Source organism: Pseudomonas sp. E1MeOHC2 (assembly GCF_058745025.1).
Window position 1 is genome coordinate 81,116 of sequence record NZ_CP196675.1, and the last position, 23,185, is coordinate 104,300.

Annotated in this window: 23 protein-coding genes; 10 read left to right on the forward strand and 13 right to left on the reverse strand. The window is 62.8% G+C overall.

The window, feature by feature from the left end; translation table 11 throughout:
• The first annotated feature begins 189 nt into the window (after positions 1-189).
• A complete protein-coding gene (locus ACSSU5_RS00310) occupies positions 190-1,563 on the forward strand; it encodes an APC family permease (RefSeq protein WP_264312808.1) in 1,374 nt (457 codons plus the stop codon).
• 3 nt (positions 1,564-1,566) lie between these two features.
• Here ACSSU5_RS00310 and ACSSU5_RS00315 read toward each other — a convergent pair whose 3' ends face one another.
• Positions 1,567-2,058, reverse strand: coding sequence for a GNAT family N-acetyltransferase (locus ACSSU5_RS00315; RefSeq protein WP_264312807.1), 492 nt, complete (start codon positions 2,056-2,058; stop codon positions 1,567-1,569).
• A 137-nt stretch (positions 2,059-2,195) separates the two neighbouring features.
• Between ACSSU5_RS00315 and ACSSU5_RS00320 the strand changes: the two genes are divergently transcribed.
• Entirely contained in the window at positions 2,196-2,792 is a 597-nt protein-coding gene (locus ACSSU5_RS00320) for a biliverdin-producing heme oxygenase (protein WP_492560348.1), read from the forward strand.
• Between the two features lie 185 nt (positions 2,793-2,977).
• Positions 2,978-3,373: a hypothetical protein gene (locus tag ACSSU5_RS00325; protein WP_264312805.1), complete on the forward strand. Its 396-nt coding sequence runs from the start codon at positions 2,978-2,980 to the stop codon at positions 3,371-3,373.
• Between the two features lie 32 nt (positions 3,374-3,405).
• Here ACSSU5_RS00325 and ACSSU5_RS00330 read toward each other — a convergent pair whose 3' ends face one another.
• Together ACSSU5_RS00330 and ACSSU5_RS00335 are read right to left on the reverse strand one after the other, a co-directional pair.
• Positions 3,406-3,564 carry a DUF2986 domain-containing protein gene (locus tag ACSSU5_RS00330; RefSeq protein WP_264312804.1) on the reverse strand — a complete coding sequence of 53 codons (159 nt, stop codon included), beginning with the start codon at positions 3,562-3,564 and terminating at the stop codon, positions 3,406-3,408.
• 61 nt (positions 3,565-3,625) lie between these two features.
• The gene (locus ACSSU5_RS00335; RefSeq protein ID WP_492560349.1) at positions 3,626-4,444 is read right to left on the reverse strand and encodes a helix-turn-helix transcriptional regulator; all 819 of its coding nucleotides are present in this window, start codon (positions 4,442-4,444) and stop codon (positions 3,626-3,628) included.
• Positions 4,445-4,556: 112 nt separating this feature from the next.
• Between ACSSU5_RS00335 and ACSSU5_RS00340 the strand changes: the two genes are divergently transcribed.
• Positions 4,557-5,465, forward strand: a complete 909-nt coding sequence (locus tag ACSSU5_RS00340; RefSeq protein ID WP_492560350.1) for a DMT family transporter — start codon at positions 4,557-4,559, stop codon at positions 5,463-5,465.
• A 132-nt stretch (positions 5,466-5,597) separates the two neighbouring features.
• Positions 5,598-7,376, forward strand: coding sequence for a phosphoethanolamine transferase CptA (locus ACSSU5_RS00345; protein WP_264312801.1), 1,779 nt, complete (start codon positions 5,598-5,600; stop codon positions 7,374-7,376).
• On the opposite strand, the gene ACSSU5_RS00350 is transcribed toward ACSSU5_RS00345, so the two are convergent.
• Positions 7,373-8,593, reverse strand: a complete 1,221-nt coding sequence (locus ACSSU5_RS00350; RefSeq protein ID WP_264312800.1) for an MFS transporter — start codon at positions 8,591-8,593, stop codon at positions 7,373-7,375. The genes ACSSU5_RS00345 and ACSSU5_RS00350 overlap by 4 nt on opposite strands.
• Before the next feature lie 102 nt (positions 8,594-8,695).
• Here ACSSU5_RS00350 and ACSSU5_RS00355 point away from each other — a divergent pair, with 102 nt between their 5' ends.
• Positions 8,696-9,283, forward strand: coding sequence for a TetR/AcrR family transcriptional regulator (locus tag ACSSU5_RS00355; protein WP_264312799.1), 588 nt, complete (start codon positions 8,696-8,698; stop codon positions 9,281-9,283).
• A 4-nt stretch (positions 9,284-9,287) separates the two neighbouring features.
• Here ACSSU5_RS00355 and ACSSU5_RS00360 read toward each other — a convergent pair whose 3' ends face one another.
• From ACSSU5_RS00360 to ACSSU5_RS00375, 4 genes are read right to left on the reverse strand one after another with little or no spacing between them, the layout of a single operon-like run.
• The gene (locus tag ACSSU5_RS00360; protein ID WP_492560351.1) at positions 9,288-9,830 is read right to left on the reverse strand and encodes a PqiC family protein; all 543 of its coding nucleotides are present in this window, start codon (positions 9,828-9,830) and stop codon (positions 9,288-9,290) included.
• 24 nt (positions 9,831-9,854) lie between these two features.
• Complete coding sequence (locus ACSSU5_RS00365; RefSeq protein WP_492560352.1) at positions 9,855-11,495, reverse strand: PqiB family protein; 1,641 nt, start codon at positions 11,493-11,495, stop codon at positions 9,855-9,857.
• Positions 11,479-12,123 (reverse strand): paraquat-inducible protein A, encoded by a 645-nt coding sequence (locus ACSSU5_RS00370; protein ID WP_264312796.1) that lies wholly within the window; start codon positions 12,121-12,123, stop codon positions 11,479-11,481. The genes ACSSU5_RS00365 and ACSSU5_RS00370 overlap by 17 nt, the downstream gene beginning before the upstream one ends.
• Entirely contained in the window at positions 12,120-12,716 is a 597-nt protein-coding gene (locus tag ACSSU5_RS00375; protein ID WP_264312795.1) for a paraquat-inducible protein A, read from the reverse strand. Before ACSSU5_RS00375 ends, ACSSU5_RS00370 begins: the two co-directional genes overlap by 4 nt.
• A gap of 233 nt (positions 12,717-12,949) precedes the next feature.
• On the opposite strand from ACSSU5_RS00375, the gene ACSSU5_RS00380 reads away from it, so the two are divergent.
• On the forward strand, positions 12,950-13,423 hold the full coding sequence (locus ACSSU5_RS00380) for a YMGG-like glycine zipper-containing protein (RefSeq protein ID WP_264312794.1): 474 nt from the start codon (positions 12,950-12,952) through the stop codon (positions 13,421-13,423).
• A 32-nt stretch (positions 13,424-13,455) separates the two neighbouring features.
• On the opposite strand, the gene ACSSU5_RS00385 is transcribed toward ACSSU5_RS00380, so the two are convergent.
• Positions 13,456-14,361 (reverse strand): LysR family transcriptional regulator, encoded by a 906-nt coding sequence (locus tag ACSSU5_RS00385; RefSeq protein WP_264312793.1) that lies wholly within the window; start codon positions 14,359-14,361, stop codon positions 13,456-13,458.
• A 500-nt stretch (positions 14,362-14,861) separates the two neighbouring features.
• On the opposite strand from ACSSU5_RS00385, the gene ACSSU5_RS00390 reads away from it, so the two are divergent.
• Positions 14,862-15,248 (forward strand): VOC family protein, encoded by a 387-nt coding sequence (locus ACSSU5_RS00390; RefSeq protein WP_264312791.1) that lies wholly within the window; start codon positions 14,862-14,864, stop codon positions 15,246-15,248.
• 63 nt (positions 15,249-15,311) lie between these two features.
• A complete protein-coding gene (locus ACSSU5_RS00395) occupies positions 15,312-15,881 on the forward strand; it encodes a hypothetical protein (protein ID WP_264312790.1) in 570 nt (189 codons plus the stop codon).
• A 79-nt stretch (positions 15,882-15,960) separates the two neighbouring features.
• Here the strand turns inward: ACSSU5_RS00395 and ACSSU5_RS00400 are convergent, their stop codons facing one another.
• From ACSSU5_RS00400 to ACSSU5_RS00415, 4 genes are all read right to left on the reverse strand, one after another.
• A complete protein-coding gene (locus ACSSU5_RS00400; RefSeq protein WP_492560353.1) occupies positions 15,961-17,634 on the reverse strand; it encodes an MFS transporter in 1,674 nt (557 codons plus the stop codon).
• A 422-nt stretch (positions 17,635-18,056) separates the two neighbouring features.
• Positions 18,057-18,476 (reverse strand): VOC family protein, encoded by a 420-nt coding sequence (locus tag ACSSU5_RS00405; RefSeq protein ID WP_492560354.1) that lies wholly within the window; start codon positions 18,474-18,476, stop codon positions 18,057-18,059.
• Positions 18,477-18,543: 67 nt separating this feature from the next.
• A complete protein-coding gene (locus tag ACSSU5_RS00410; protein WP_492560355.1) occupies positions 18,544-19,470 on the reverse strand; it encodes an alpha/beta fold hydrolase in 927 nt (308 codons plus the stop codon).
• A gap of 212 nt (positions 19,471-19,682) precedes the next feature.
• A complete protein-coding gene (locus ACSSU5_RS00415; RefSeq protein ID WP_264312786.1) occupies positions 19,683-22,154 on the reverse strand; it encodes a UvrD-helicase domain-containing protein in 2,472 nt (823 codons plus the stop codon).
• A gap of 222 nt (positions 22,155-22,376) precedes the next feature.
• On the opposite strand from ACSSU5_RS00415, the gene ACSSU5_RS00420 reads away from it, so the two are divergent.
• Entirely contained in the window at positions 22,377-23,075 is a 699-nt protein-coding gene (locus ACSSU5_RS00420; protein WP_492560356.1) for a pirin family protein, read from the forward strand.
• The last annotated feature ends 110 nt before the right edge of the window (positions 23,076-23,185 follow it).

Genomic DNA, 23,185 nt, shown 5'->3' on the forward strand with positions numbered 1-23,185 from the left:
GCGTTTTCAGGCGACGAGCGGCTCACCCCAAAGGGTGATTTCGAGCGCGACCGGGGTGTGGGAGCATCGTCCGGCCCCACCCCTGAGGGCTGCGCAACCCAAGCTGGCCCAGCCTCCTTTCATGACCCTCACCGGTATCGAGCCCACTCGCATACCGCGGCGTCCTGCATCCGATTTCAGGAGTTAGCAATGCATACAACAACAACTACAGCCCAACCCGCCCACGCCTTGCCTCAATCCACGCCTTCAGGCCGGTTTCGAAAGTCCATGGGGTTGAGCGCCCTGGTGCTCTTCGGCCTTGCCTACATGGTGCCACTGGCGGTGTTCACCACTTATGGCCTGGTCACCCAGATGACCAAAGGGCACTTGCCCACCGCCTACCTGCTGACGCTCGCCGCGATGCTGCTGACCGCCTACAGCTATGGCCGCATGGTGCAGGCGCACCCCTACTCCGGGTCTGTGTACACCTACACCCGCAAGGCCTTCGGTACCCACATCGGCTTCATCACCGGCTGGACGCTGCTGCTCGATTACATTTTCCTGCCGTTGCTCAGTTACCTGCTGATCGGCATCTACATGTCGGAATACTTCCCGGCCATCCACGCCTGGGTGTGGGTCGCCGGCTCCATCGCCCTGGTGACCTTTCTGAACCTGATTGGTATCGAGTCCATCACCCGGGTGAACTGGATTCTGGTCGTTGTCCAGCTGGTGTTCATCATCGTGTTCGTCGGCTTGTCCATCAGCAACCTGGCCGGCCAGTCGGCGCCGGTGTCACTGCTTGCCCCCTTCCACCACGAGGGCTTCAGCGTGCCGCTGATCATGACCGGCGCCGCCGTGCTGTGCCTGTCGTTTCTGGGCTTCGACGCGGTCTCGACCATGGCCGAGGAGACCAGCAACCCGACGTATCGCATCCCGATGGCGATCATGGCCGTGTCGCTGATCGGTGGCCTGCTGTTTCTGGTGGTGTCGTACTGCGCGCAGATGGTCTTCCCCGAGTGGAGCACCTTCGCCGACCCCGACTCAGCCTCGGTGGACGTGATGCGCCGGGTGGGCGGTGAGCTGCTAGTGACGGCGTTTACCGCCACCTACGTGGCCGGTTGCTTCGCCTCGGCCATGGTCTCCCAGGCCAGTGTGTCGCGGGTGCTGTTCGCCATGGGCCGCGATGGGGCGTTGCCACAGGTGTTTGGCCAGTTGGTGACGAAAAAGCGCGTACCGGCCGCCGCCATCATGCTGGTCAGCCTGCTCTCGCTGATCGCACTGTTCATCACCCTCGACACCGTCGCCAACATGATCAGCTTCGGTGCACTGTTCGCCTTTTCGGCCGTCAACCTGGCCGTGGTCAAGCACTACCTGGTCGACCAGAAGCTGCGCGGCACGCGCAACTGCCTGCTGTATGGCGTGGTACCGGGGCTGGGGTTTCTCAGCACGCTCTGGCTGTGGAGCAGCCTGTCGAGCCTGTCCTTCACCATCGGGCTGTGCTGGATGGGCGCGGGGTTCGTCTGCCTGCTTGGGCTGACCCGGGCGTTTCGGGTGAAACTGCCCGAGCTGCAGATAGCCGAGTAACGATCAGAGGGTCATGAGCATTTCGTGCCAGGCCATGCCACCGTGGTCGGACGGCGACGGCTGCACGTAGGCGTAACCCAGCTTGCGGTACAGCGCGACATGCTGCTCTTTGCACATCAGGTGGATGGTCTGCTTGCCCTGCGCCTTCATGCGCTGAATGAACGCGTTCATCAGCCGCTTCGCGTAGCCTTTGCCCTGGTGTGCAGGGTCGACCACCACCGACATGATCACCACGTTCGGCGCCGCCGGGTCATGGCCGACCAGCTCCTTGAAGGCTTCGTCGGACATGACCACTTCATGCGCACAGCCACTGTTGATGAAGCCGACGATCTCGCCCTCGGCTTCGAGTATCAGGAAACCCTCCGGGTACTGCGCGATGCGGGTGCGGATTTTTTCCAGGGTTGCCGCTTCATCCCCTTCATAGGCGCCGATTTCGATCGCGTAGCAGCGTTCAGCGTCTGCGGGCACGGGGTTGCGGAACTGGGGGGCGCTCATGGGCAGACTCCTTGGGGTAATGACGAAAGGACTGCATGATAAATCACTGCCGATTATTTTCGGCAGGGCAGGATCGTTTGCTGGGTTGAGGGATCTCATTACCATGCCCCCTCGCCACCTCGACATGGAAATCCCTGATGACTGCACCCGCCACGCGCATCACCGAGCCCGGCCGCTGCGCGCGCCTGAAAGCCTCCAGCAGCCGCGACCATGACCGTGTCGATGAACTGGTCATGGCCGCACGCCCCTTCGAGGACCTTGAGCGCTATGCCCGCTTCCTGCAGGTGCAACACCATTTCCATGGCAGCCTGACGGCGCTGTACCGCGACGAGCAACTCAACCAACGCCTGCCGGGGCTGGTGCAGCTGTCACGCTTCGATGCGGTCGAGACCGATTTACGAGACCTTGGCCTGGCGCTGCCCTGCCTACCGCAGCAGGTCAGTGCCAACCCTGCCCAGGCACTGGGCTGGCTGTACTGCAGCGAAGGGTCGAACCTGGGGGCGGCGTTCTTGTTCAAACAGACCCAGCGTCTGGGGCTGGACGGTAATCAGGGCGCTCGGCACCTGGCCCCGCATCCCGAGGGCCGCGGCCTGCACTGGCGGGAGTTTGTCGCCAAGCTTGATGGGCTGGTGCTGGAGGAGGAAGAGGAAGCGGAGGTGGTTGCCGGGGTTATTGCGGCGTTTGACAGTTATCGGCGGCATTTGCGGGCTGTGTTTGTGGCGGGTGGGGGTTGATATTGCGTTGCGGCTGACAGGTGCTTGGCTGGGGTTTTCTGACGCCTATGAGATCGAGCGCCGCCCGCGCGGGCGGCGCTCGATCTCATAGGCGCCAAAGCAATCAAACCCTACGCATCAGAACTTTTCCCTATTTAAAGGTCTATGTGCACAGGCAAATTAGTAACCAGAGGTTGGCTTCGCTCATGAAAATGCATGTCGCACGGTTGATGCTTCTCAGCCTGTTCACCTTCGCGGCGGTGGGCTCGGCATCCGCATCACAGTTTAAAACCGCGAACGCCGCCGCCCCTGCCGCAGCCGTTCAGGCTCCGCTGCAACCGGCAGCAAACCCTTGGCCCACCGTGGCCAGCCTGGCGGGGGAGCACACAGCGCCTTTGCTCGCCCATGATGACCGCGATTGGGACGATGATCGTTGGCACGATCGCAGAGGCGACTGGCGACGCGATCAATGGCGCCGGGAACAAGCCCGCCGCGAGGCTGAGCGCCGACGCGATTGGGAACGCCGGCGTGATTGGGAGCGCCGCCATGAACGGGCCATGCATCACCGTTACCAGGACGATCACCGTTACTATCGCCGTTAACGGGTAAGCGCCCGGCAATCATTCCAAGCCGATCAGCTCTGTGAGGCTGTAGCTTCAGCCTCGGCAGCCTCGGCCAGCTTCAACCGGTCGGCTTTGCTGATGTACTTGGGCTTGCTTTTCGGCGCCAGCTTGGCGCTGGCTTTCTTGGCATGCGCCTGCATCAACTGTTTGATCTTTTTACGACGGTTCATTTTTGCCCTGGGCCTGTAGGTCTGTTTACGCTGCAGACATCATACCCGTACGCCTGGGAATTCAAACCTGCGAATACCCGCTACGAAAACTGCCCGGCGTGAGCCCCACCACTTTCTTGAATGCCCGGTTCAAGTGGCTCTGGTCGAAGAACCCGCACGCGATAGCGGCATCAGCAATGCCCACGCCCGCGCGCAACAGACGCTGGGCGTGGGCGACCCTGACCTGAATCTGGTAACTGTGGGGCGAAATGCCCACGCTCTTCTTGAACACCCGGATCAAATACAACGGCTCAAGGCCCACCAGGCTGGCCAAATGTTCCAGCGAGACTGGCTGGTCGTATTCCTCTTCGAGCTTGTGCCGCACCTGCTGTACGGCCTGCTTCTCACTGGCGTCGGCCGTTGCATCGCACAGGCCGCTGGACGCGAACAGCAAAGGGAGCAGCTCCAGCAACAGGCTTTCCCGCTCAAGCGCACACTGCGAAACCTCGATCGCCTGATGATGATGCGCAAATGTGAGGGCCAGTCGCGGGTGCTCGGCAAAAGCCGTGCTGAACAGGTGGATGAAATCACTCGCCTGCTTCGGTAGCAGGGTGCGATTGAGCCATTGCGGGTCCACATACAGCATGCGGTACATCCAGCCCTGCTCATGGGCGGGTAAGCCGTCGTGGATCTCCCCGGGGCTGATGGTGACCACACTCCCCGGCCCGCCAAGGTCATGGCGGCCGCGGTAGTACAGGCGCTCCATGCCCGCGCTGATGACGCCCACGGCATAACGGTCATGCGAGTGACGCCCGAACGCCTGGTTGCTGTAACGCGCCGTCAGGAGTTCACACCCTCCTTCGGGTATACGCCTGAACGTAATGAAGTCCTTGCTCAACACCTGCCCCACTCCCTTGCTCAGCCACCCGCTGTCCAGTTTTTTACAATACGTTTCAGGGGCCGTTGGCTACGTTATCACGCCTAAAACAGGAACTGACCAACGGATGCCCCCCATGTCGACCAACAACAACCGCGCCATCCTCGAACTGACGTTCGGTGGGTTGATGCTCAGCCTTTCTGCCTTGACCGTCGCATTCGCCCAGATCGGCGCCGGCGGCGCTGGCTTCTACCGGATGTTATTTGCCTCCATCCTGTTCTACCTGCTGCTCAAAATCCGCCGCACCCCGGTCTTGCTCAAGGGGTTCAAGGCGCAGCTATACACGGCGCTTGCCGGCGTGTTCCTGGCCATCGACCTGGCGCTCTGGCACCAGAGCATCTACATCGTCGGCCCTGGCATCGGGTCGATCCTGACCAATTGCCAGGTGTTTTTCATGACCTTCCTGGGTTTTTACCTACTAAAGGAAAAACCCTCGGTCAACTTCCTCGTCTCGATCACCTTGGCCTTCATCGGGCTGTACCTGCTGCTGATGCCGGAAATGGGCAGTGCGCTGGGCATGAAGGGTGTCATCTACGGGGTGCTGTCTGGGTTGGCCTACGCGATTTGCGTGTATTTCCTCAAGGTCAACACCCAGTTGCCGGACGGCGGTGGCGACAAGATCGCACAAATGCTCAACCTGAGCCTGTGGGCTGCACTGGTACTGCTGGGCTACGCCCTGGCCAATGGTGAAAGCCTGGCGATCAAGGATGGGCAAACCTGGCTGATGCTGGTGATCTATGGCGTGCTGGTGCAGTTCGTGGGCTGGCTGCTGGTCAACCGGTCGATTGGCGCGATCAGCCTGGGCCTGGCCGGTTTGATCCTGCTGCTGGAACCGGTGATCACTTACTTCATCGACATCGCGTTCCTCGGCAAGGCCAACTCGACGCTACAGGTGTGCGGCGCTTTACTGACCATTGTGGCGGTGTACATCGGTTCGATCCGCCCCCCGAAAAAAGCCGACGCGGCCCTGCCCGAAGCCACCTGAAACGCCTCTGGCGTGAGTGCATCCGTCTCGTTACGCGCCGTCTTGACGTTATTTTCACAACCTTCAGATTAGCGTCACGCCCTTTCCGGCCACGCGCAAATTGGGTGGCTACCAAGGTTCGACGAGGCATACGTGTCAGCGATTAAAAAAACCTCCACGCGCAAAGGCGTGGACTGGGCCGGCCTGGGCTGGCTCCTGCTGTTCTTCTGGTACTTCTCCGGCGTTACCCAGGCGCTGCTGCTGTTCAGTGGCACCACCGGGTTTGCGGGTTTTCGCGATGCGCTGTTCCTCAGTAGCCTGTGGCTCGCCCCTGTGCTGCTGCTGCCGCGCCTGACCCGTGCCACTGCGGCGGTTATCGGCCTGGTGCTGTGGGCCGCCTCGCTGGTAGGCCTGAGCTACTTCGGCATCTATCGCCAGGAGTTCTCGCAAAGCGTCATCTTCGTGATGTTCGAGTCCAACACCGCCGAGGCCGGCGAATACTTCAGCCAGTACTTCAGCCTCTGGCTGGGCCTGGCGCTGCTGTTGTATACCGTGGTTGCCGTGGTGCTGTACCAGCGCGTGCGCCCAGTCACCCTGCCCTTGCGCAGCCGCATCCCGGTGGTTGTCCTGCTGCTGGTGGCCAACCTGGTCTACCCCTTCTACAAGCAGATGGTCACCCAGGAGCGCAACTTCGCCGACGCGGCCGAAAAGGTCCAGCAGCGCATGGAACCTGCGGTGCCCTGGCAGTTGCTGGTCGGCTACAAGCAGTATCGCCAGCAACTGAACAACATGCAGGAGCTGCTAGCCCAGAACGCCGCCTTGCCGCCCTTGCAGAACCTGCGCAACAGCAGCGGTGACGCGCCACGCACGCTGGTATTGGTACTGGGCGAATCGACCACCCGTGAGCACATGCACCTGTACGGCTACCCGCGCGATACCACACCCAACCTCGATGCCCTGGCCGCCAGCGACAAGGGCCTGACCGTCTTCAGCAACGTGGTTTCGCCGCGCCCCTACACCATCGAAGTGATGCAGCAGATCCTCACCTTTGGTGACGAACAGCACCCGGACCGCTTCCTCACCGACCCATCGCTGATCAACCTGATGAAACAGGCAGGCTACAAGACCTTCTGGATCACCAACCAGCAGACGATGACCAAGCGCAATACGATGCTGACCACCTTCTCCCAGCAAACGGACGTACCGGTCTACCTGAACAATCAGCGCAACCAGAATGCCAGCCAGTACGACGAGGTGGTGCTGGACCCGTTCGAGAAAGCGTTGCAAGACCCTGCACCGAACAAGTTCATCATCATCCATCTGCTGGGCACGCACATGGATTACCGTTACCGCTACCCGAAAACCTACCAGCACTTCACCGACCGCCAGGGCGTGCCGGCCAAGCTGTCGCAGAGCCAGGCAGAAACCTATAACTTCTACGACAACGCGGTGCGCTACAACGACCACGTGGTCGCAAGCCTGATCAAACGTTATTCGGCAAGCACCCCCAACGGTTTCCTGATGTACCTCTCCGACCATGGCGAAGATGTCTACAGCTCTGGCGATCACGACCGCCTGGGGCGTAACGAAGGCGCGCCGACCCGGCCGATGTACACCATCCCCTTCCTGCTCTGGACCTCGCCAAGCTGGCAGGCGGCCCACCCGCGTGACCTGCAGGCCATGGCCAACCGTGCCTACAGCAGCTCGCACCTGATCCACACCCTGTCCGACCTCGCCGGGCTGAGCTATGACCAGTACGAGCCCGCCAAAAGCGTGGTGAGCCCGCAGTTCGTGGTGGTACCGCGCTGGATCGGTGACCCGTACCGCAACAACGGCCTGCGCGAGTTCGACCACCTGCCACAGGACAAGGCCGAACGCGTGCAAGAGACCGCCAGCAGTGCCAAGGCACAGCCGGGCAACACCCTGAACTAACGACCGGCGCAGGCGCCTGGCAGTGCAGCACTGGCCACCGCCCCCATGCGCCGGTAGCTGCACAGCGCCACCAGCGCAACGGCCACACCTGCGGCCACGGCCACCTGATAGCCCGCCGTGGCCCCCAGCAGGTCGACCACCTGCCCGGACGCCAAGGCACCCAGGGCGACACCGATATTCAGCCCGGCCAGCAGCCAGGTCATGCCTTCGGTGAGCTGATGCGCGGGCACGCTGCGCTCCACCAGCGACATCGCCACGATCAAGGTCGGTGCGAAAAACAGGCCTGCAAGCAGCACCGCGCCTGCAAGCCCGACGATGCTGCCGGCCAGCAGCAACGGCAAGGTGGTCGCCGCCGTCGCCAAGGCGCCGAGCAGCAACAGTCGGTGCGGGGGCGTCGGCAACTTCAAAGCCCCGAATACCAGGCCCGCCGCGCATGAGCCAATGGCGTAGCACGCCAGCACCAGGCTGGCCGCTGCCGGCGTGCCGACCTGTTCGGCAAAGGCCACGCTGACGATGTCGATGCTGCCGACGATCACCCCCATGGCCACCATCAGCAGTGTCAGCAGCCGCACCTCCAAGTGCCGCAACACCGCCCCTTGGCCACCCGAGGCGCCAGCGTCTGCGTCCACAGGCGGCTCGGTGCCGGTCTGAACAACCAGGGCGAACACCCCAATTGCCAGCAGCACCGCGGCGGCCAAAGGCCCGGCCTGGGGCCACAGCCCCACGCACAGACCTACCGACACCGGTGGCCCTGCAATAAAAGTGAGCTCGTCAAGCACCGTTTCCAGGGAATAGGCCGTCTGCAGCTGCGGTTTGCCACGGTAAAGCGCCGTCCAGCGAGCACGCACCATCGCCGACATGCTGGGCATGAAGCCCGCCAGCGCCGCCCCGATGAACAGACTCCAGTCGGGCGCCTGCCACCAAGTGCAGGCCAGCAGCAACAGCATGCCCAACACGCCCAAAGCGGCAGCGAGGGGCAGTACATGACGCTGGCCGTGCCGATCGACCAGACGCGAAACCTGCGGCGACATCAGCGCATAGGTCAACACGAAAGTCGCCGCCACCGCCCCCGCCAGGCCATAGCTGCCGCGCAGCTGCGACAGCAGGGTGATGATGCCGATGCCCGTCATCGGCAAGGGCAAGCGCGCGACCAGGCCGGCCAAGGCGAACCCTGCCGTGCCTTTGGCCTGGAACAGTTCGCGGTAGGGGTTGAGCATTGACCGACTCTCCTTAAAAAAAGCCACTTACATACACAGCGTATGATTAAACCCTATTATCATACGCGCTGAATGTAAAGTAGCCCTTACCAGGAGAGGCTGATGGTCAGACGTACCCGTGCCGACATGGAGCAGACCCGCGCCACCCTGCTGGAGACCGCACGCCAGGTGTTTTGCGCGCGTGGCTATGGTGATACATCAATGGACGACCTGACGGCCCAGGCCAACCTCACCCGTGGCGCCCTTTATCACCATTTCGGCGACAAGAAGGGCCTGCTGGCTGCCGTGATTGCGCAGATCGATGCGGAAATGGATGCACGGCTGCACGCCATTTCCGACACCGCAAGCGACCCTTGGGACGGTTTCCGGCACCGTTGCCGCGCCTACCTGGAAATGGCGCGCGAGCCTGAGATTCAGCGCATCGTCTTGCGTGACGGACGTGCCGTGCTGGGTGCGCCCACCCCGCAAGCGCAACTGCATTGCGTAGCGTCGCTGCGCAGCATGCTGGAACAATTGATGGCGCAAGGCGTGGTCGCCCAGGCCAACCCCCAGGCACTGGCGTCGCTCATCTGTGGAGGCCTGGCAGAAACGGCATTCTGGATTGCCGAAGAAGACGGGCAAAGCCAACGGCTGGAACAGGCCCTGCACGCCATGGAACTGATGCTCACAGGGCTGCGCAGCGCCAGCTGAGGGCTTACGGCCGCGCCGGGCATGCCCCGCTACCCGGCTGCGCCGCCGCGCGCACCGCCTCGGCCAGCTTGCGCAGGTTGGCCTGGTGCGCATTCACCAGGCTGGCAATGCTGTTGTCTGCCGCCGTCTGCACCGACGTCCGGCAGGTCATCGCCACATCGTCGGGCCGACGCAAGCGCCACACCGTCTCCAGCGACGCATAGCGCCCCGGCACCGTATCGAAGCGCTGCACCTCGACACGTAGCAGCGTCCTGGGCCCCGCTGTAGGGCCGCCCAACTGGTCCTGCAGGGCACTCTTGAACTCATCCACCAGGTTGGCGCCCCACCACTCTGTTTCCAGGATGACCAGGCCGCTTTGCCCTTGACGCACCACCAACTGCGGCCGGTCGACCTGTGGCGGCACGCTCACCCTGACCACCTGAATGTTCCGCGTGTCGCCACGCACCGGCTCGCTCGGAACCAGGGTGTGATAGTTGTTGGGCACGCTGCTGCAGCCCCAAAGGCAGGCCAGCAGGCCCGCCCCACACGCATTGCGCAGTCGATGCATCGGCGGTCACTCCTCTGTGCGCCCTCAGGGTTTCAGGTCTTGTGCCCCAGCCGCTTTAGGCCGGCCACGAATTAACGACTCTGGGTGCCTGCCCAGGTAATCCGACAGATCGCGCAACGACCGCGACATGCGTTCCAGTTCGTCAAGCGTATCGCCCAGCCGCTCGCGCTGGGGCGAATCCTCGGCGATGGCCGAATTGGCCGTACGCAGGGTCTTGTGCACTTCATCCAGGGCCAGCTTCACATCAGGGAGCGTCTGGCCATTGAACTGCTTGAGGCTTGCGCGCAGCTCGCGAAGGCTGCCGTCAAGATTGTTGGCGATGCTCTCCAGTGGCAGCTTGGCGATGCGCTCGACCACCCGCTGCAACTGCTCCTGCAACTGCTCCAGGCTGCCTGGCAGCGTGGGGATGGTGATGGGGTCGGCGGCCTTGTCGAACGCGACTTTTGCTGCGTCCGGGTAGAAGTCCAGCGAGATGAACATTTGCCCGGTGATCAGGTTGCCGCTGCGCGCCTGGGCGCGCAGGCCGTGTTCGACGAAGGTGCCGATCAGGTGTCGCGCGCCGTCCAGGTCGCCCTCGGTATGCTTGAACACCGCCAGCATCTTCTGGTGCACAGGGCCAAGCCGTTGCGGATAGATCACCGCATCGACCACCACCGGGAAGGACTGCCGAACCTCGTCGTAGTCCAGCTTGATCGAGGTCACCCTGCCGAACTCGACCCCCTTGAACTCCACCGGCGCGCCCACCGACAGGCCGCGCATGGCCTGGTCGAAGCGCAGGCGCAGGTACTGCGCCTGGCCGTTGGGCGGCGCCAGGGCCGTTTCACGATCGGCGAACAGCTGAAAGCGCGCCTGGTCCGCAGCGGGTTCGGCCTGCGGGGCAAAATCGGGCGAGCCAAAGGCCAGCCCGCCCACCAGAATGGACGACAACGACTCGGTATCGACCTTCAGGCCATTGGCGCCAATCTGCATATCGATGCCGCTGGCATTCCAGAAACGGCTGTCAGCAGTCACGAAGGTATCGTAGGGCGACTGCACGAACACCCCGATCTCCACCCCCTTGCCATCTTCCTTCAAACCAAAAGACACCACTTCACCCACCGGTATCTTGCGGTAGTAGATCGACGAACCGATGTCGAGCGAGCCCAGGTCGCTGGCCGTGAGAATGAAGCGCTTGCCCTTTTCGTCATAGGTGATGGGGGGCGGCAGTTCCAGGCCGATAAAGGACTTCTCCGGCACCCTGGATTCACCGGAGTCCGCGCCGATGAAGCTGCCCGAGAGCAAGGTATCGACACCGGAAACACCGCCCACGCCAATGCGTGGCCGGACCACCCAGAAACGCGCCCCCTGGGTGGCGAACGAGCGTGCATCGTTGGACAACTGCACCTTGGCGATGACGCTTTTCCTGTCATCGGCCAGGTCCACCGTGGTCACCTCGCCAATCACCACGCTGCGGTACTTTACCTGGGTCTTGTGGGCCACCAGGCCTTCGCCGGAATGGAACGCTATCGAGATCACCGGGCCCTGCTGCATCCAGTTGCGCACCACCAGCGACGCCCCGATGAGGATCGCCAGAATCGGCACGATCCACACCAGTGAGACACTCCAGCGCCGAGTTCGAACCTCGGCCTGCCCAGCACCCTCTCGCGTGTCAGTCGGCTGCGCCATCAATGTGGCCTCCCTCGTTGGTGGTGCCATCCCAGATCAAGCGTGGATCGAAGCTCATCGCCGCGAGCATGGTCAGCACCACCACCATGCCGAAAAACAGGATCCCCACCCGCGGCTCGATGGTGCCCAGGCCGCGCAGTTGGACCAACGCCGCCACCAGGGCCACCACCATCACATCGAGCATGGACCAGTAGCCGATCAGCTCGACGAAGCGGTAGAGCTGCGAGCGTTGCCGACACGCCCAGGTGGACCCGCGCTGGGCGGTGAACAGCAACAGCCCGAGCGAGAAGAACTTGATCGCAGGTACCCCGACACTGGCAATGAAGATGATCAGCGCAATATCCCAGGCCCCGGCCTCCCAAAACTCCAGCACACCACCGGCAATGGTGCTGTCGCTGCCGCTGCCAAGCATCTCGGTACGCATGACCGGCAACAGGTTCGCCGGGATGTAGAAAATCAGCGAGGCCAGCAGAAACGCCCACCCTCGGCTGATGGCATTGGCCTTGCGCCGGTGAATCGACGCGCCGCAGCGGCCGCAGGTATGCGCGCCATGGCGCGCATCGCAGGCCTGGCCACAGCCGTGGCACAGGCACAGCCCCAGATTGTCGGCACTCGCAGGTGTGCTCATACCTGCCCCCACAGATCGCGGATGTCTTTGCCGGCGATATGGATGATCAGCATGCTCAGGGCTGCCAGGGCTAGCAGGCCGATCCCTGGGATCACATCGAGCAGCCCGGCAAGCTTGATCACCGCCACCATCGCACCCAGCAGGCAAACCTCGAGCATGCTCCAGGGGCGCAGGCTCTCCAGGGCGCGCATGCACAGGGCGAACCCCGGTGCGCGTTGGCCTGCCAGGGCAAAACTCAACAACCAGCACAACACACCGATCTGCAATACCGGCGCAAAGATGATGGCCAGTGCCATGACCAAGGCAATGAAGGTGATGCTGCCGTTACTGAGTATCTGTACCGCATCCCATAAGGTCGCGGAGTTGGAGACCCCCTGCATGCCGATGGTCATGACCGGGTAGAAGTTGGCAAACACCAGCAAGATGCCGCCGGTGACGCTAAGCGCCAACCGCTGCTGCAGCGTCAAATTGCAATGGCGATACAAAACCCCGCCGCAGCGCGGGCAGATGGCGCGCTGATGGCGACCTAGCGGTGTCCGCTGGTACACCGTGTCGCAGTATTCGCAGATGATCAGATCCTGGGTCTGGCGCATGGTCTTTCCCGCAGTCAGCCCTGTTTCAGGCCCTCAGCCAAGGGCCCGCTCGATCAATGTAGTACGTAATACAGCTGTACCGTGCACCAGGTATAGGCACGGGTGCCGCACGCACGTCAGCAAGCCTAGCCGGGAAAGCGGCATTGCGCCGTATGCCAACCCACGCACAGGCCTATGTTTTCTGTCGGGCGGACTATCCTGTGATAGGGGTTCACGTCCACAGGAGGTGTGCCATGCGTTCGTTCACATGGAGTTACCTGCTGGTGTTGCTCTGCGCAGCACCCGCCGCCCAGGCGCAGACAGTGGTGCCGCTCAAGGGCCAGAGCAGCCAACAGATGCAACTGGACATCAATGATTGCACTACCGTCGCCAGCAACGCCGCGAACAGCGCCGCGTCATCCAGCAGCGCCCACGTCGGTGGCCGAGTCCGCGGTGCCGCGGCCGGTGCGGCGGCAGGCGCCGTAGGGGCGCAGGTGCGCGGCAACCAGCATGAAGAACTGTATGACCGGGCCAGTGACGATGCCAAGCAGCAGTACCGGCAGAACCGTGCCGGCGAAACCGCCGCTGCCGGTGCTGCGGTGGGTGGCATGCGTCAGCGCCAGGATCGCCGCCAGGATCGACGCACGCAGGACGAGGCGCAGAGCTCGGCCCATGCCAGCGCGTACAGTGGTTGCTTGCAGGGGCGTGGCTATCAGCTCAACCCTTGAGCATCAAGCACGGGCCAGATCAACGATTGGCATTAGAATTTAGCCAATTCTTCACGGCAGAACTCCACAAACAGCTGCGCCGGCTTGGTCAGCTGAACCCGCTTCAAGCGGGCTGCCGCCAGCCCTGACAGCGCCACCGGCTCGGCGATGTCCACCATTGCCAGGCGCTGCCCATCGTACGTGCACTCCGAATGCGGACGTGTCACCAGCAGCGAGAAACCAAACCCCTGCCCGACCATGCCGCGCACCATTTCGATGGACGGCGAGCTGAAGACAATGTTCGGGGTCAACCCCATTTCGTTGAACAGGCTGACGAAGTAGGTCCGGCTCGGCGCCACGTCCAGCAAAATCATGGGTTCTGGGCAAAGATCACGCAGCGAAACTTGGGTTTGCCCGGCAAAGCGGTGCTTTTCGGGCAACAGCACATAGGGTTTTTGCGGCGGCATCAGCGGCTCGGCCTCGATGGTGCCGTCCAGGTCGTGGTCGTAGAGAAACACCAAGTCGAAGGTGCCGGCAGTCAGGCCCTGGATCAGGTCCTGCTGCTCGCCGTCGCGCAGGCGAATGTCGACGCCTGGGTAACGTTCGCGAAAACCGGCAATCAGGCGCGGCAGGTACAGCGGCGCCACCGTCTCGAAACAGCCAATGTCGATCTGCCCGGCCACAGTGTCGTTATCGGCCAGCGCGTTCTGCTCGAATTCGTGGGCCATCTGCAGCAGCGATTTGGTCTTGGCGTAGAAGCGCTTGCCACTGGGGGTCAACGACACGCCCTGGGCATGGTGGCGGATGAACAGCTGCACGCCAAAGCTTTCTTCCAGGCTCTTGATCGCCGTAGAAATGGACGGCTGGGCGATGTACAGCTGGCGCGAGGCCTCGGCGACGCTGCCCGCCTCCACCGTGGTGACGAAATACTTGAGTTGTCGCAAGGTATAGGAAGCCACAGGCACCTCTTTGGCGCCGTCTGGGCGCTCTGGGATTATGCCTGTCACTTTAACGTGGTGCCCGCCTGCCGGGGGATCGGGCGATGAAGGATTTACCTATGGCTTGAGCATGTTTTTAGTGGGGGCGCGCCTGGCGCCCCCTTGCGTGGCTCACTCGAACTCTATGTTCGCCGTCACGCAGTCATCCCCAACGTGTTTGTAACCAGACTCGCATGGCATGCCCACTACAGGGGCAACACCTCTTTTACGCCTTGAAAGTGTTTTCTGAGGCTCAGCGTTCTCCAAGTGTTCCAACTCATCAAGGGAGGGCGATTCATTGTTCGGTTCTTCTTGCATGGTCTTGACTCCAGGTTTGTGTGACTTACGCCATTCAAACTACAACCTGCTCGCCTAAGTACCCACCGGGAAACGCCTCAGCCCCTGCACACTGAAATGAACCCCGGCGCTGCGCAAAAGGTCTTTACTGATAGTGGACAAGTCCCAGAAAACGGTGTGCGCCTATGAAGATCGTTGTCACCAGTATCCTTGTCGACGACCAGGCCAAGGCCTTGGCTTTCTATCACTACGTGCTCGGCTTCATGCCCAAACATGACATCCCCCTGGGCCGACACCGCTGGCTGACCCTCACTTCGCCCAACGACCCCAACGGCGTCGAGCTGTTGCTGGAGCCCGATGCCCATCCTGCGGCCAAGGTGTACAAGGCTGCGCTCAAGCAGGACGGCATACCTGCCACTTCATTCGGCGTGCGCGACATCCAGGCCGAATATACCCGCCTGTGCGCAGCCGGCGTGCAGTTCACCCAACCGCCAACTGCAGTCGGGCCGGTCACCGTGGCCGTGTTCGACGATACTTGCGGCAACCTCATCCAGATCGCCCAGAAGCACTAGCGGGCGCCCTGCCCGGCAGGGCCATACGGCCCGCCTCAATAGCGCACACGACAAGGAAAACACATGCGCCACGAATTCAGTGAAGTTCTCAACGACCTGATCGATTACTTCCTGGTCGGCGACATCCAACTGCTCGAACGTTTCAAGCAGGAAAACGACCTGGCTGACGACCTGGCCCATGAGTTCACCCATAACGACAGCGGTGATCGGGCGGTGCGCGAAGGCGTGGTACTGCCCATGGCGGGCATCGACAACCTGCCCTACCGGATCATCTTCACCCTCGATGGCCACACCCCCGCCTTGCGCGAGCCGGGCAGCCGCCTGAAACATCAGCGTTCGGGTTACGTATTGCGCGTTGAGCACGGCGCGCTGATGCTTTACACCTGGCGCATCCTGCAGCACTTCACCAACAAGACCCTCGGCGATCTGCTGGCACGCTACCAGGCGCCAGGGCGGCCGATCATCGAGTTGGACAACGGCTGGTATGACGTGGAGGTGCTCGGCGGTGCGGTGGTGCGCGACGGGTTGTACGAACCGGCGTTCGAGTTCGTGTTGAAAAATCGCTGGAGCCGGGGGGAAGCCACAGCGGTGGACACCGGGTATGCCTTCAGGCTGCGTGGGTATTTTGACTGAGTGCGCTGACTGCAGCCCTCTGTCATACGCGCATTTGTAGGAGCGGCCTTGCAAGGCCGCTCCTACAGAGGCATCGCAATTAGTTGATATCTCGGTCCTTGGTTTCTGGCAGGAAGAAGATCCCCAGCACCGCCGTCATCAGTGCAATCACGATCGGGTACCACAAGCCGTAGTAGATATCCCCGGTCGCCGCCACCATGGCAAACGCCACGGTCGGCAGGAAGCCGCCAAACCAGCCGTTACCGATGTGGTAGGGCAGCGACATCGAGGTGTAGCGGATGCGCGCCGGGAACAGCTCCACCAACCAGGCGGCGATCGGCCCATAGACCATGGTCACGTAGATCACCAGAATGGTCAGCAGCAACAGCACCATTGGGTAGTGGATTTTCGCAGGGTCGGCTTTCTCCGGGTAACCGGCCTCCTTCAGTGCCCCGCCCAGGGTAGCGGTAAACGCATCGCTCTGCGCTTTGAGGTCCGCTGCGGCCAGGCTGCGGCCGTCGAAGCTCGGGATCACTCGCTCACCGATACGGATCTGCGCCACGCTGCCGGGCTCCGCCTTCTGGTTGGCGTAGGGTATCGCCCGCTTGGCCAGCAGGCTCTTGGCAATGTCGCAAGAGCTGGTGAATTTGGCCTTGCCCACCGGGTCGAACTGGAACGCGCACTGGCCGGGGTCGGCCACCACCACGACCGGGTTCTGCTCCTGGGCGACGAACACGTCCGGGTTGCCGTACTCGGTCAGCGCCTTGAAGATCGGGAAGTAGGTCAGCGCGGCAATGATGCAGCCGGCCATGATGATCTTCTTACGGCCGATGCGGTCCGACAGGCTGCCAAAAATGATGAAGAACGGCGTGCCGATCAACAGCGAGCCTGCGATGAGCAAGTTGGCGGTCTGCGGGTCGATCTTGAGCGTCTGCAGCAAGAAGAACAGCGCATAGAACTGCCCGGTGTACCACACCACCGCCTGGCCGGCGGTGCCGCCGAGCAGCGACATGATCACCACCTTGAGGTTTTCCCAACGGGCGAAGGATTCGGTCAGCGGCGCCTTGGACGCCTTGCCTTCGGCCTTCATCTTCATGAACACCGGCGACTCGTTGAGCTGCAGGCGGATGTAAACCGAGATGGCCAGCAACAGGATCGACAGCAAGAACGGAATGCGCCAGCCCCAGGCTTCGAACGCCTCGGTGCCCAAAGCCGTGCGGCAGGCCAGGATCACCAGCAGCGACAGGAAAAGCCCCAGGGTCGCGGTGGTCTGGATCCAGGCGGTGAAGAAGCCCCGCCGGCCCTTGGGTGCGTGCTCCGCCACGTAGGTCGCCGCCCCACCGTACTCCCCGCCCAGCGCCAGGCCCTGAAGCAGGCGCAGGGTAATGAGGATGACCGGCGCCGCCACGCCAATCGTCGCATAGCTGGGCAATAAGCCGACCAGCGCGGTAGACAAGCCCATGATGACGATGGTGATCAGGAAGGTGTGCTTGCGCCCGATCATGTCACCCAGGCGCCCGAACACGATGGCGCCGAACGGCCGCACGGCAAAGCCTGCGGCAAACGCCAACAGGGCGAAGATGAACGAGGTGGTTTCATTGACGCCGGCAAAGAAGTGCTTGGCGATGATCGCGGCCAGTGAGCCGTACAGGTAAAAGTCGTACCATTCGAACACCGTACCCAGGGACGAGGCGAAGATGACCTTGCGCTCCTCCTTGGTGATGCCGCGTTGGGGCGCGCTACTGCCCGTGGATGCGCTGTCGATAACCGCCATGGGTTGCCTCCGTCTTGTTGTTATCCCAGGCCGGAGCACCTCACACCCATTTCAACGTCGCACCCAGGCCCTAGGGCTTGTATTGGTTGCGCGAAGCACGACGAGGCAGGCCGCCTCGGATCGCAGCAAGGTATGTGAAGCATAATCGGATTTGCCGGGATATCCACTTGCCGTGAGGGTGGATTGGCTACAGGCGTGAGGTGCGAAGGAGGCGCGCCCGAACGAACGGCGCAGATGCTGATGTGGGAGCGGGCTTGTCCCGCGAAGGGGGCCACGCGCTGTATGGCACCGGCTTCGCCGGTGTTCGCGGGGCAAGCCCGCTCCCACCGAGTCTCTGCTAAATCAGCGATGTATGTGTTTGTGCGGGCTATTGCAGAGGATGCCCGGTAACAGCCGAATCACGCTGGCGCCTGCACATCAAGTCATGCCCCCTCCGGCACCGGCCCTTTGAGCTCGACCTGGTTGCCATCAGGGTCGAAGCAGTACAACGACAACCCCTCGCCCTCGGCGCCGTAGCGTTTCTCGGCTGGCTCCACCTGCACGCCCGCAGCGCGCAGGTAAGCGGTCAACGCCTGCTCATCGAAGGGTTCGATGCGCAGGCAAAAGTGGTGCAAGTTACGCCCCTGTGCGCCCGGCGCGGCGCCACCCGGCTGCCCCAGAACACCGTCCAGCGTAACCAGGTCGATCATCGCCGCGCCGGTGGCCAGGTGGACCATGCCCAAGTCTTCACGCACCCTGCTGACCGAGCAGCCCAGCAAATCCACATAAAAGGCAATGCTGCGCGGCAGGTCGCTGACCCGCAGGACGAGGTGGTCGATGTGCTTGATGGTGAACGGTCGCATGCCGGGGCTCCTTGTGGCGTTTGCACGAATGTCTGCCGCCACCATAGCCCACTACCCGGCGTGCTCGCTACTCATTGACCAAGCGTTGCAACAGGCCCCCTTCGTGACGCGCCAGCAGCCGCAGCAGTTGATCGACCAAGGCCCGATCCGGTGCTTCAAGGTGGAAGTGGTGCCCGCCGGGGTGCCACGAAACCCGCGCGTGGCTGGGCAAAGCCGCCTCGCACTGGGCATAAGCGTTGCCGCTGAATGCGCCCTGCCTGCCGAACATCAAATACAGCGGGCAGCTGATCTGGCTGAGCAGGTCACAGGCTTCGCGCTCGGTCAACGGCATGGGCTCGGGCAGCACCAGGCGCGGGTCATGGCGCCAGCAATAACCATCGCCCAATTGCAACAGGTCGCGCTGCGCCAGCAGCCGTGCGGCGCCCTCCGAGAGCTCGCCATCCAGCCGCGTGCGCCGTTGCTCCAAGGCGGCGGCAAGGCTATCGAAGCGGCTGCCGTCCGGCTCGGAAAAACCCTGCAGCTGGCTGCGTTGCACCATGCGTTTGAGCCGATAGGACCGGGCCAGGTGCTGTACGCGGTCATCTTCGGCGACCGTGAACGGCGCCCCCATGCCATCGAGGAACACCATGCTGACAATGCCGCTGGTCATGGCCGCGAGCAGTGAAGCGACGCCGCTGCCCATACCGTGGGCCAGCACATGAAATTGCGCCAGCCCCAGCGCATCGGTCACCGCCAGCATGTCCTGGGCGTGCTCCCACAGGTAATAGCCACTGTCATGGCGGCGATGGGCCGAGCGGCCATGGCCGACCAGGTCGGGGGCGACCACGAAGCAGCCTTCGAGCATCGGCGCCAGGCGCTCGAACGAGGCGGCATTGTCCAGCCATCCGTGCAGGGCCAGCACGGGAATACCGTCCTCCGGCCCCCAGCAGCGCACGGCAATCTCGATGCCGTTGAGGTCAAGCAGGTGATCCTTGGGTGTCGATGGTGAACGCATGGGTACGCTTCCTGACTTTAAGCCTGGTACGACCACACCAGGCCGAATACGCCGCCGGCCTCCTTCGACCCCGTCACCAGCGACAGCCCTAACGCCGGGCCCGCAGGCTCCGACAGGTAACCTTGGCTTAACTGGCGTCAAATTACTGGCCCATCACCGACCGTGACCTAGCCGTCACCGACCCTCGCACTCAAGCGGATGCCCCGATGGCATCACTGGCCGCGCAGGTCTTCGAAGAAGGCCTGCCGGCCATCCACCTGGCTCGACGCACGCGGAGCCGCAGGCGCTTCGCTATTGGCCGCTTCCACGTGCCAGTAGCAGTGCCTGACCGCGCGCGTGACCGCGACGTAGGCCAGCCGCTGCACTTCTTCCTTCTGCGCCGTATCGAATGCCTGGGCATCACCGGGTTTACCCAGGCCAGCCAGCCGATACACCTGGTTCTTGTACGGCGAGCTGGTCAGGTACTGGCAGTCGCCGAGCATGAACACCGCATCAGCCTGCAAGCCTTTGGCACTGTGATACGTCAGCTGCCGCAGCCGACGCTGTTCGGCGGGCAAAGCCGCCTCGGCGTGTAGCACGGCCTGCAGGTGTTCGTTCATCAGCGCTTTGTCGCTGCCCTTGCGGTACAGCATCATCACTGTCTCGCCCCGTTGATAATGCTCGATGAGGGTCTCGCCCAGCGCGGCTTCGTCGCGGTCGAACACCTTGACCGGCGAACCGGGCAGCTCGGCCGCAGGCCCACTGGCTCGGGCCTTCTTGCCGGTGATCGCTGGTGTGCCCTTGACCAGAAATTCCGCCGCATCGATAACCTGCTGCTGGCAGCGGTAGTTCTCCACCATCATCACCCGCGTGTTGGCCGGTGACACGAATGCCTTGGTGAACTCCATGAAGTACTTCGGCGAACTGCCGCGCCAGCCATAGATCGATTGCCAGTCATCCCCCACGCACAACAACGACGAATGCTGGGCATTTCGACCGGTGTGCATCAGAGGCCCACGCCGGCGGATTTCGGCAAGGCTGGCACGCAGCCAACTGACGATCTGCGGCGAAACGTCCTGGAACTCGTCGATCATCAGGTGGGCCAGGGGCCTGAGCAACGGGTCGGGCAGCAGTTGCAGGTTTTCCGGGTTGTTCTCGCCGAACAGGGCAAACATGCGGTTGTAGCTCATCACTGGCGGCGACTGGCTCAAAAGGTGCGCCTCCAGGGCTTTCCAGTACAACGCCAGGGCTTCAAAAAACAGGCCGTCACTGTCGCCTGCCGGGAAGCTCATCGCCGCCACGGCGCTGTTCACGTCAAGCCCCAGGTTTTCGATGAAGTTGGCGGCACCGACAAAGGCGTCGAGCAGCGGCGCCGGGGCCAGTTCGCCCTTGACCTTGTACTCGAAGCCCGGGCCGGCCACCGCATCACCGGCCAGGGAGGCGGCCAGGCGCCGGGCGGCCGCGTAGTTGTCCAGCCAGATCAGCGGTTTGTCGCAGAACGCCTGCAACAGGGTGCGCTTGACCGCCCACTCGGCACGCACTGCCAGCTTGGCGCCGGGGCGCTGGTACTGCGCGCTTTCCGCAGGGTCGAAACCCAGCACCACCCAGGCCCCCTGCCCCTGCAGGCGGCCATGCACATGGAAGCGGCTGCCACGGATCTCGAGCGTGTCGCGGCACGGCTCGATGCCCTTGATCGGCCAGGCGCCCGCGGCGAACCACAGGTCCTCGATCACGTCGCACAGCTCTTCGTCGCGCTGGGCGGCCAACTGGGTCACCTGTGCACGTTTTTGCACATCTGGGTGGTTAGGGTCCAGCGGCTTGAGCTGCAGCGCCTCGCTGCGCAGCAGGCCAATGAGTTCGGCAAAGCGCGGGTTTTCGCCCAGCAAGGTGCTGTAGCAGAGGTTCAGCTGTTGGCGCTGCGCATCGTTCAGGCGCAGGTCGAACGGGTTGCTTTCGGCCTCGGCCTCTCGGCCCGCCGGCATCTCGTTGCCCAGTGTTTCGAACGCACGTACTTGGCTGAAGCCTGGCAGGCTGCGTACCAGCGGCAAGATGCGCGAATGGAAGGTGCGCACCAGCTCACGGGCCAGCGCGGGCTGCAAGTCGATCTGCCACAGGGCGAACACCTGCAGCAGGCGCTTGATGAAGTCCTTGCGCGATTCGCGGGTGAAGGTAACCACCGTCATTGCGTCCAGCTCGTAGCCCAGGTAATGGCGCAGCAGCAGAATGCGCAACACCAGCGAGGTGGACTTGCCCGCCCCTGCCCCGGCTACCACGCAGGTGGACGGGGTGTCGCTGAAAATCAGCTTCCACTGCGCCGCACTCGGTTGCGCCTCGGCCGGCAGGCGCTGGGCCACATCGGCCTTGAAGCGCTTCTTCAACTCGGCGGTCAATGGCAGGCGCCAATCGTCGAAAAGGTTGTCGTCCTGGCCGGGCACGGCGGCGGTGTCGGGGCGGGTATCGCGGATCACCAGCACCTGGCGCCCCGCCTCGTAGCCTTCCACCCGCCCGCGTTCGAAGCCTTCGTGCACCCCGTCGGCATGGCCACTGCGCTGCCCCGTGGCGTGGCCAAGGAACCAGGAGTCGCGATGCTGGGCTTGCAGGCGGGTCAGGCCCCGCCCCAGAAGGCGGGCGGCCAGGCGGCGAAACCACGGTAACTGGGCAGGTGGGGTCAGGTCGGCAGGCGCCTGGGGATGCTCGTGGGCCACGGTCACTCCGATGGAATACAAAAATCAGCGTGCCATGTTCGCCGCATCCATCAAAAATCACCAGCGAATGCTTGCAGATCAGTGGATTAGGCGATGAAGCGGATAAAAAGCTACAGCCTAACCAATCTTATTAATCGATCATTATTAGCCGATATTTACGCTTATTTTCGATCTTTCTTTGCCGCATCATGGCGTCATTCCACTGATTCAAGGAGCACGACCATGCTGCAACTGCGACCGTTCGAAAGCCTCGGCCACGCCAACCACGGCTGGCTCGATGCCCACCACCATTTCTCCTTTGCCGAGTACCACGACCCGGCCCGCATGCACTGGGGCAACCTGCGGGTCTGGAACGATGACCTGATCGCGGCTGGCAGTGGTTTCCCGCCGCACCCACACCGTGACATGGAAATCATCACCTACGTCCGTGAAGGCGCTATCACCCACCAGGACAGCCTGGGCAATAAAGGCCGTACCGAAGCGGGCGACGTGCAGGTGATGAGTGCAGGCTCCGGAATCGTCCACAGCGAGTACAACCTGGAAGATGTCGATACGCGCATCTTCCAGATCTGGGTCATACCAGAGCGGGTGGGCGATGCGCCGACCTGGGGCACCCGGCCCTTCCCCACAGGCGAACGCGGCGAAGGCTTCGTGACCCTGGCCAGCGGGCGTAAAGGTGACGAAGACAGCTTGCAGATCCGCACCGACGCACGGCTGGTGGCCGCGACCCTGCGTGCCGGGGAAAGCGCCGAGTACCGCTTCGATGCTGGGCGCCGTGGTTACCTGGTGCCGGCCAAGGGGTTGGTGGAGGTCAACGGGCTGCGGGCCAAGGCGCGTGATGGCGTGGCGATCGAGCAAGAGGACATATTGCGGGTTACGGCCATCGAGGACAGCGAGATCGTGCTGGTGGATGTTGCCTGAATCGATTGCCTGCTCCCATAGAGCAAAACTCAACGCATTGAGTTAGCAGCGACTCTATGGGAGCAACTGTCTTGCTCATTGATTTAGCGGCGACTCTGTGGGAGCGGGCT